This is a genomic window from Ruegeria sp. YKSF131 (assembly GCF_059612645.1).
This window is the reverse complement of sequence record NZ_JBXWQZ010000061.1, coordinates 18,904-27,137: the sequence shown is the minus strand read 5'-3', so window position 1 is coordinate 27,137 and position 8,234 is coordinate 18,904. Positions and strand designations below refer to the sequence as shown.

Annotated in this window: 7 protein-coding genes; 5 read left to right on the top strand and 2 right to left on the bottom strand. The window is 56.4% G+C overall.

Going from position 1 to position 8,234, the window contains the following annotated elements:
- Window positions 1-57 precede the first annotated feature (57 nt).
- Both argE and AC2FLZ_RS17950 read right to left on the bottom strand, forming a co-directional pair.
- Entirely contained in the window at window positions 58-1,215 is a 1,158-nt protein-coding gene (argE, locus tag AC2FLZ_RS17955) for an acetylornithine deacetylase (RefSeq protein WP_480520846.1), read from the bottom strand.
- Window positions 1,216-1,218: 3 nt separating this feature from the next.
- Window positions 1,219-2,430 carry a M24 family metallopeptidase gene (locus AC2FLZ_RS17950; RefSeq protein WP_480520844.1) on the bottom strand — a complete coding sequence of 404 codons (1,212 nt, stop codon included), beginning with the start codon at window positions 2,428-2,430 and terminating at the stop codon, window positions 1,219-1,221.
- A gap of 465 nt (window positions 2,431-2,895) precedes the next feature.
- Here AC2FLZ_RS17950 and AC2FLZ_RS17945 point away from each other — a divergent pair, with 465 nt between their 5' ends.
- From AC2FLZ_RS17945 to AC2FLZ_RS17925, 5 genes are all read left to right on the top strand, one after another.
- Window positions 2,896-3,270 carry a hypothetical protein gene (locus AC2FLZ_RS17945; protein ID WP_480520842.1) on the top strand — a complete coding sequence of 125 codons (375 nt, stop codon included), beginning with the start codon at window positions 2,896-2,898 and terminating at the stop codon, window positions 3,268-3,270.
- Between the two features lie 305 nt (window positions 3,271-3,575).
- The gene (locus AC2FLZ_RS17940; protein WP_480495867.1) at window positions 3,576-5,159 is read left to right on the top strand and encodes an ABC transporter substrate-binding protein; all 1,584 of its coding nucleotides are present in this window, start codon (window positions 3,576-3,578) and stop codon (window positions 5,157-5,159) included.
- 68 nt (window positions 5,160-5,227) lie between these two features.
- On the top strand, window positions 5,228-6,322 hold the full coding sequence (locus AC2FLZ_RS17935) for a M24 family metallopeptidase (protein ID WP_480520840.1): 1,095 nt from the start codon (window positions 5,228-5,230) through the stop codon (window positions 6,320-6,322).
- Window positions 6,322-7,329 carry an ABC transporter permease subunit gene (locus tag AC2FLZ_RS17930; RefSeq protein WP_480477613.1) on the top strand — a complete coding sequence of 336 codons (1,008 nt, stop codon included), beginning with the start codon at window positions 6,322-6,324 and terminating at the stop codon, window positions 7,327-7,329. The genes AC2FLZ_RS17935 and AC2FLZ_RS17930 overlap by 1 nt, the downstream gene beginning before the upstream one ends.
- Complete coding sequence (locus AC2FLZ_RS17925) at window positions 7,329-8,231, top strand: ABC transporter permease subunit (RefSeq protein ID WP_480488831.1); 903 nt, start codon at window positions 7,329-7,331, stop codon at window positions 8,229-8,231. Before AC2FLZ_RS17930 ends, AC2FLZ_RS17925 begins: the two co-directional genes overlap by 1 nt.
- The last annotated feature ends 3 nt before the right edge of the window (window positions 8,232-8,234 follow it).

The window sequence follows — 8,234 nt, the reverse complement described above, 5'->3', positions numbered from 1 at the left end:
CGAACAGACCGGTGCACCCAACCAGAATATCGATACCGCGCGGACCAAGGTCATCATCTACTCCAGCTTCGAAGATAACCGCCGAAGCATATCAAGGCACTGGGCCATCTGTTCGACCGAGACGTATTCATCCGGTTTATGCGCCTGATCGATTGATCCGGGACCGCAGACAACGACGTTCATCCCCAACTGCTGGAATATCCCGGCCTCGGTACCGAAGGGTACAACGTCGGCTCCGTTTGCCCCTGTCAGTTCCATCACAAGGTCACGCGCCTCGTTGTCGTCCATTGGTTCTAGCCCGTCGACCTCACCGATAATTTCGGTCTTGATACCAGCATCGGGGTGAATAGCCTGCATTGCCGGGATCAGGGTTTGCGCGCAAAACCGGTGCAGTTCGTCTTTGACGTAATCCGCATCCGCCTTTTGCACTGGTCGCATCTCCCAATCGACCCGCGCCTTACCGGGGATCACATTATGGGCCACCCCGCCCACCAACGTACCGGTATTTATTGTCGTCCATGGTGGGTCGAACGGGCTGTTTGCCGGTGCTCTCCCTTGCAAATCAGCCTTCAGCGTCAACAGTTTCGAGACGTATTGCACCGCGTATTCGACGGCGTTTACACCGCGCTCGGGGGCCGAGCCATGGCCTTCGAACCCGGTAAAATGCGCTGTATATTCATAGCAGCCCTTATGGCCCTCGATGATGCGCATCGAGGTGGGCTCGCCAATGATGACCACAGCGGGTTTGATCGCTTTCTTCCGCAGGGTCTTGGCCAAAGCCTGCGCGCCAAAACAGCCGATTTCTTCATCATATGTAAAGGCGAAATGCAATGGGCGCTGAAGATCCAGCTTTGCGTAATACGGGGCCATGACGACTGCCGCCGCGATAAACCCTTTCATATCGCAGGTGCCGCGACCAAACCACTTGCCGTCCCGCTCCTCCATCACGAATGGGTCCGAGGACCAGTCCTGATCCGTAACAGGCACCACATCGGAATGGCCTGATAGGACGATACCACCGTCGCGCTTGGGGCCCAATGAGGCAAAAAGATTGGCTTTGGTGCCGGTTTCGTCATGCCATATTTCCACCTCTGCACCGCAATCGCTCAACCGGTCCGCGAGGTGCTTGATCATGTCCAGGTTACTGTCTGACGAAACCGTGGGGAAGCTGATCAGTTCGCCCAGCAGGGTCTTGGCGTCTTCGAGGGTGCTCAAGGCTTAGTCTTTCACAAAGAGCTTTCGCTCGATATTGCATAGGGCTTCGGCGGGGCCGTTTTCAGTGATAAGAATGGTTTCCGTGGTCTCAAGGCCCCAGCTGTCCATCCACAACGCAGGCATGAAATGGAAAACCATGCCCGGTTGCAGAATGGTCTCGTCTTCGGCGCGGATCGACGCTGTCCGTTCGCCCCAATCTGGCGGATAGCTCAAACCGATAGGGTATCCCATGCGCCCCTCCCGTTCGATTCCGTGACGGGCAAGAACCTTAAGAAAAGCGTTTGCAATGTCGCTGGTCCGATTGCCAGCCCGGGCAGCCTCTAGACCCGCAGCTATCCCTTCGATCTGTGCGTGTTCCGCGTCCCGCATTTCCGGCGGCGGAGTGCCAAGATAAACCGTGCGGCAAAGCGGAGCGTGGTAGCGCCGATAGCAGCCTGACAGTTCGAAAAATGTTGCTTCACCCTTCTTCATCGGTGCGCCATTCCATGTCAGGTGCGCGGCTGTGGCATCCAGCCCTGAGGGTGTCAAAGGGACAATGGCTGGGTAATCCCCCCAATCATCCTCAACCCCGGTAATCCCGGCATGAAAGATATCTGCGACAAGGTCGTTCTTGCGCACTCCCACTGCAGCGCGATCAATGGCCGTTTGGATTACTTTTTCCGAAATCCGGGCCGCCTTGCGAATAAAGACAATTTCTTCTTCCGACTTGATTAGACGCTGCCAGTTTACCAGTGCCGTCGCATCCACCAGCGTCGCTTCGGGCAATTCCGTGCCCAAAACCTCGTGTGCCTTTGCGGAATAGTAATAGTTCTCCATCTCAACGCCGATGCGGGTTGTACCCAGCCCGAGCGCGCGAATGTGGCCCGCCAGATCCTGCATGGGATGGCGTATGGTTGATTGGACGTAGTGGTCTGCATAGCCGCGAATGTTGTCCTTGGACATCCAGCAAGTGCGCAACCCACCCAATGCATCCATCTGGCGTCCCCACCAAATCGGCTCACCTTCCATGCCGAGCAATACGCCCTGATGCACATAAAAGGACCAACCATCATAGCCAGTCAGCCAAGCCTGGTTCGAAGGGTCGGTGACAAACAGTAGCTCTAGCCCCGCTTTTTCCATAGCGCTTCGGGTCTTGGCGATCCTGCGGTCATATTCCGCTTGGCTGAAAGGGGCGTGTTCAATTGGCATGGCATCCTCGGAGGCTGAATCTGACATGTACTTGAGCGCAATCTTACCAATTTGTACACAAATGAACTTGTGAGCGATACCTGAACCGCGACTCCTTTTAGAAACCAATGGATTATCTGATGGGGCGATCCCGGTATGGGAACAAAGTAGCCGCACTCAGCATCGAAGGACGCCGTAGAATGGAGCGCTGGATGCACGCGAAGGTCCCAGTTCAGCGGATAGCGCGCATCCGGAACCGCGCCAAAAGCCATGAGTCACCGAGGGTCACGAATAGCTCTTCAGACCTCATCTGATCGCGGTATTCACGGGTCTCTCGGCTATGTGTGCGGTTTTATGCTGCGCCAGAGCGAGGATCGGCATTTCTCCGCTGGATATGATTGCAAGATGGCAACGGTGGCGCCTGATTTCGTGGGTGGCATGGTGCGGGAGGTAGTTGTCCTGAGGCACAGTGAAGGCTCGCTGCCAAACCCCAGATGTCCAAGGACTCAACCAATGTTACACACTGCGCCCGCCTGTCGAGAGGCGGCCCCTTGTTTCGATGCATGTCGATCCAGCGCGCTCGACACCAACGGCACTCTCAATTCAACGCGTGCCGCGCCCCCCGTGGTGAACGAGGCAGAGTGTCAGAGCCTGCGCAACTCGACCGGTCAGGGGAATGCGCGCAATCTTTGGGGAATGGGTGCGTGGGGTGTGTTGGTGATAGTCCAAATCGCCGCATACGCCGCCATGTTCTATGGCGTGTTGGTTATGCATATCTCGCTGCTTCCTTACGTATTTCTGGTCACACTGACAGTCTTATTCTGGCTGGGTTACGATTGCATTCGCGATATGCGCAAGGATACTTCCTCAGCTACCGGTCAGAGATAGCTATCCATTCTTACCAAAATGACTTTGGGTCAACGAGAGTCGATATCTGTGGCCAAACTGCCGGAACCTGTGAAATGTTAGTGTCGCCCTTCGCGATTTCCTAGGGGCAGGGCGCTTTCAGGTTCATGACACACCCTGTCAACGGGGCATCATTCACGAAAGTCAGTGACAGAGCCGGTTGACAACAGGTTTTGTATTTTGGATACATTTGTCAGGGATATCGCAACGACCTGTATTGTCACTGAACGCTCTGACGACAAAGAGCCATGCGATTGTCTTGCCAAGTCCATTTCTGGGAGAAAATCATGAAACTCAATCTTCTGGCCGCAACCACGGCAATAGCCCTGTCGGGTGCCGTGGCACAGGCAAATACCCTGGTGTATTGTTCCGAAGGTTCACCCGAGGGGTTTGACCCTGCACTGTTTACCGCAGGAACAACCTTTGATGCCTCGTCGCATCCTATTTATAACCGGTTGCTGGAATTCGAAACCGGTACAACCAACGTGATCCCCGGCCTGGCTGAAAGTGTCGAGGCCAGTGATGATGGCCTGGAATACACCTTCAAGCTGCGCCAGGGTGTCAAATTCCATTCGAATGATGAATTCACCCCGACCCGCGATTTCAACGCCGATGACGTAATCTTCTCGTTCATGCGCCAAAAGGACGAGAACCACCCCTATAACCAAGTGTCTGGCGGCACGTGGGAATACTTCCAGGGTATGGGGATGCCGGATCTGGTCTCTTCTATCGAAAAGATTGATGACTACACGGTGAAGTTCACCCTGTCCAAGCCAGAGGCACCTTTTGTTGCGAATATGGCGATGGATTTTGCATCGATCATGTCAGCCGAATATGGCGATGCCATGATGGCTGCCGGCACGCCTGAGAAACTGAATACCGCACCCATCGGGACCGGGCCTTTCTCGTTCGTGGCCTACCAGAAAGACGCGGTGATCCGCTATGCCGCCAATGGCGATTATTGGAAGGAACCGGCGCAGGTCGAAAACCTGATCTTTGCCATTACGCCGGACGCGTCTGTTCGCTACCAGAAGCTGAAAGCTGGCGAGTGCCATGTGATGCCTTACCCGAACCCGGCTGACATTCAGGCGATGAAGGATGATGCAGACATCAACATGATGGAGCAGGAAGGGCTGAACGTCGGGTATCTTGCCTACAACACCACGATGGCGCCGTTCGACAACCCCAAGGTTCGCAAGGCGTTGAACATGGCGATCGACAAGCAGGCGATCATCGACGTGGTTTTCCAGGGCTCGGGCCAGGCTGCCAAGAACCCGATCCCGCCAACCATGTGGGGCTATAACGACGCCATCGCGGACGATCCATATGATCCCGAAGCGGCCAAGGCCATGCTTGAGGCCGAAGGCGTCTCGGACCTGTCGATGAAGGTCTGGGCGATGCCGGTTCAGCGCCCCTATAACCCTAATGCCCGCCGCATGGCCGAGCTGATTCAGGCCGATTTTGCCAAGGTTGGTGTGGGCGTCGAAATCGTCTCGTACGAATGGGGCGAATACCTGTCACGCTCGAAAGAACTGAACCGCGACGGTGCTGTTCTGCTGGGCTGGACCGGGGATAACGGCGATCCGGACAACTTCCTGGCCGTTCTGCTGGGCTGTGACGGTGTCGAAGCATCGAACCGCGCGCAATGGTGCCACCAGCCGTTCGAGGATCTGATCCTGAAAGCCAAGCAAAGCACCGATCAGGCCGAGCGGACCAAACTGTATGAAGAAGCTCAGGTCGTGTTTAAAGAGCAGGCCCCATGGGCAACCATTGCTCACTCGGTTGTATTCATGCCGATGAGCAACAAGGTGCAAGGTTACAAAGTGCACCCGCTGGGCGGCCACATCTTCTATGGTGTGAGCGTCGAGTAAGCCACCACTCACTCACCGGAGCCGCCTGTTTGGCGGCTCCGGCTTTCTTATTGAGGAGGTCGGCCTGAATGCCGGATCTGTCCGAATATCGTCAACTGGCACGGGACATGTCAGTCGACGCTGTTGCTCTTGTACCTGGCCCGAATTTCACCCGCGCTTTGGGAAAAGCTTTCATGAGCCACGAACGGCCCTTCGTGGTTGTTGTCCCGCCTGAGGGACAGGCCGCAGCGATTGTGCCCAATCTGGAACTGGCCTCATGGGATCTTGTCGGATTCGAGGGCGCTGTTTTCGATTGGCGCGATCAGACCGGTTATGACGATGCGTTTACCGCATTGGCCGCACAAATGCCGATCCGCTCGCTTGCGGTGGAAGGTCAGGTGATGCGGGTTTTCGTCTCTGCGGCGTTCACCCGTGCTTTGCCGGGCTTACGGATCGTCGACGGTGAACGCGAAATCTCGGGCCTGCGCATAATCAAGACCGATGAAGACATTGCTGCGATGCAGGCGGCCATCGATATCTCGGAACGTGCTCTGGGTCGTGTGATTGCAGATGTGCGTGTCGGCCAGACCGAAAAACAGATCGAGCAAGCCCTGATACAGGCGCTGTTTGCAGAAGGGGCCGAGTCACTGGCGTTTTCACCCATCGTAGCGGCTGGCGACAATTCGGCACGGCCGCATGGGAAAGCGCGCAACGACTACCAGATCAGGGCAGGCGACGCGTTACTGTTCGATTTCGGTGCCCGCAAAGATGGTTTCGCCGCCGACATTACGCGAACCTTCTTTGTTCAGGACGTGTCGGACGAGGGCAGGGAAGTCTACGACACCGTTCTGCGCGCCAACAAAGCCGGGTTCGAAGCCTGCCGCCCTGGTGTAGCGGCCCATGACATAGACGATGCGGTCATAAGCGTGCTCGAGGCCTCGCCATTTGCGGATCGTATTCGCACCAAAACGGGTCACGGGTTGGGTCGGGATGTGCATGAGGCACCTTATATCATGCGTGGGAATCATCAGAAAATCCTGCCGGGTATGGTCTGGACGAATGAACCAGGTCTGTATGCGCTCGAAAGTTTTGGCGTTCGCATCGAAGATGATGTGCTTGTCACTGAGGATGGCTGCCGGTCGCTGACCCATTTCCCCAAAGAGCTTACAATCATAGGTCGCTGATGTTTGGTTACTTACTCACCCGCATTGGCCTGTTCGTCCCGACCTTTCTGGGCGTGACGTTGATTTCATTCATGTTTATCCGGGTGCTACCGGGTGATCCGATCATCGTTATGGCCGGCGAGCGCGGCATGACTGAAGAACGCTACCAGGAAATGGTAGAAAAGCTGGGTTTCGACAAACCGGTGTTGCAGCAATACTGGGAATACCTTGCCGGAGTTTTGCAGGGCGATCTCGGCGAAAGCTTTGTCACCAAAAAACCGGTCTGGGAGGAGTTCTTTTCGCTGTTCCCCGCGACAATGGAACTTTCGCTCTGCGCCATGATCTTCGCCATCGCTTTGGGTCTGCCTGCCGGCGTGATTGCGGCGGTGAACCGGGGGAAGTTTTTTGACAGGGCACTGATGTCTTCGGCATTGGTCGGATATTCGATGCCCATCTTCTGGTGGGCGCTGCTGCTGATCATCGTGTTTTCGGGCAATCTTGGCTGGACACCGGTGTCCGGCCGGATCGACCTGCTTTATTACTTCCCAAGTGTCACTGGCTTTATGCTGATCGACAGTCTTTTGTCCGGACAGGAAGGCGCATTCGGGTCGGCCGTTCGTCATCTGATCCTTCCGACGATTGTGCTGGGTACTATTCCGCTGGCCGTGATCGCGCGTCAGACCCGGTCGGCGATGCTGGAGGTTCTGGGCGAGGATTACATCCGCACCGCGCGTGCCAAAGGGTTGTCGCCGACCCGGGTAAACGGGCTGCATGCGCTACGTAACGCGCTGATACCGGTTGTCACGGTGATCGGGTTGTCGGTTGGTACGTTGCTGGCGGGGGCAATTCTTACTGAAACCATCTTCAGCTGGCCGGGCATCGGCAAGTGGATGGTCGACAGTATTTTCCGCAGGGATTACCCGGTGGTGCAAGGGGGTTTGCTGATGATCGCGGTGATCGTGATGCTGGTGAACCTGCTGGTCGATGTTTTGTACGGCATCATCAACCCCAAAATCCGGAGACGATGATGACCGAGCTTTCGTCGAACCAACCAATGGCCGAAAATCGTCCCAGCGCACTGCGAGAGTTCTGGTACTATTTCAGCGAAAACCGCGGTGCCGTGATCGGGTTGTGGGTTTTTGCCGCCTTTGTGTTCTGTGCGGCCTTTGCCCCTTTGTTGGCCCCCTATGATCCGACCGAACAGTTCCGGGACCATATCCTGCAACCCCCTGCCTGGCAGGAAGGCGGAAGCTGGGCCTTCCCGTTGGGCACCGATCCATTGGGCAGGGATATGCTGTCGCGGCTGATCATGGGTTCACGCTATTCCTTCTTTGTGGGGATCGTTGTGGTCTGTGTTGCCGTAACGGGCGGCGTAATGGTCGGCCTTCTGTCGGGTTTTGCGCCCAAATGGGTTGATACGTTGATTATGCGGGTGATGGACATCGTCCTGGCTTTCCCGTCTCTGCTGCTCGCCCTTGTTCTGGTCGCCATTCTGGGCCCATCACTGACCAATGCGATGATTGCTATCGCCATCGTGTTTCAACCGCATTACGTGCGCCTGACCCGCGCGTCGGTTCTGGCGGAACGGCAGAAAGACTATGTGACCTCGGCTCGTGTGGCCGGTGCTGGCAAGTCGCGGCTGATGTTCATCACGGTATTGCCCAACTGTCTGGCGCCAATCATCGTTCAGGCGGCCCTGTCTTTTTCGACTGCCATTCTGGACGCGGCGGCCCTTGGGTTTCTGGGCATGGGCGCGCAGCCCCCCACACCAGAATGGGGCACCATGCTGGCTGAAGCGCGCGAGTTCATCCTGCGCGCATGGTGGGTTGTAACCTTCCCCGGTCTCGCGATTCTGGTCACCGTGCTTGCCATCAATCTGATGGGTGACGGGTTGCGGGATGCGCTGGACCCGAAACTGAAACGGAGCTGATCG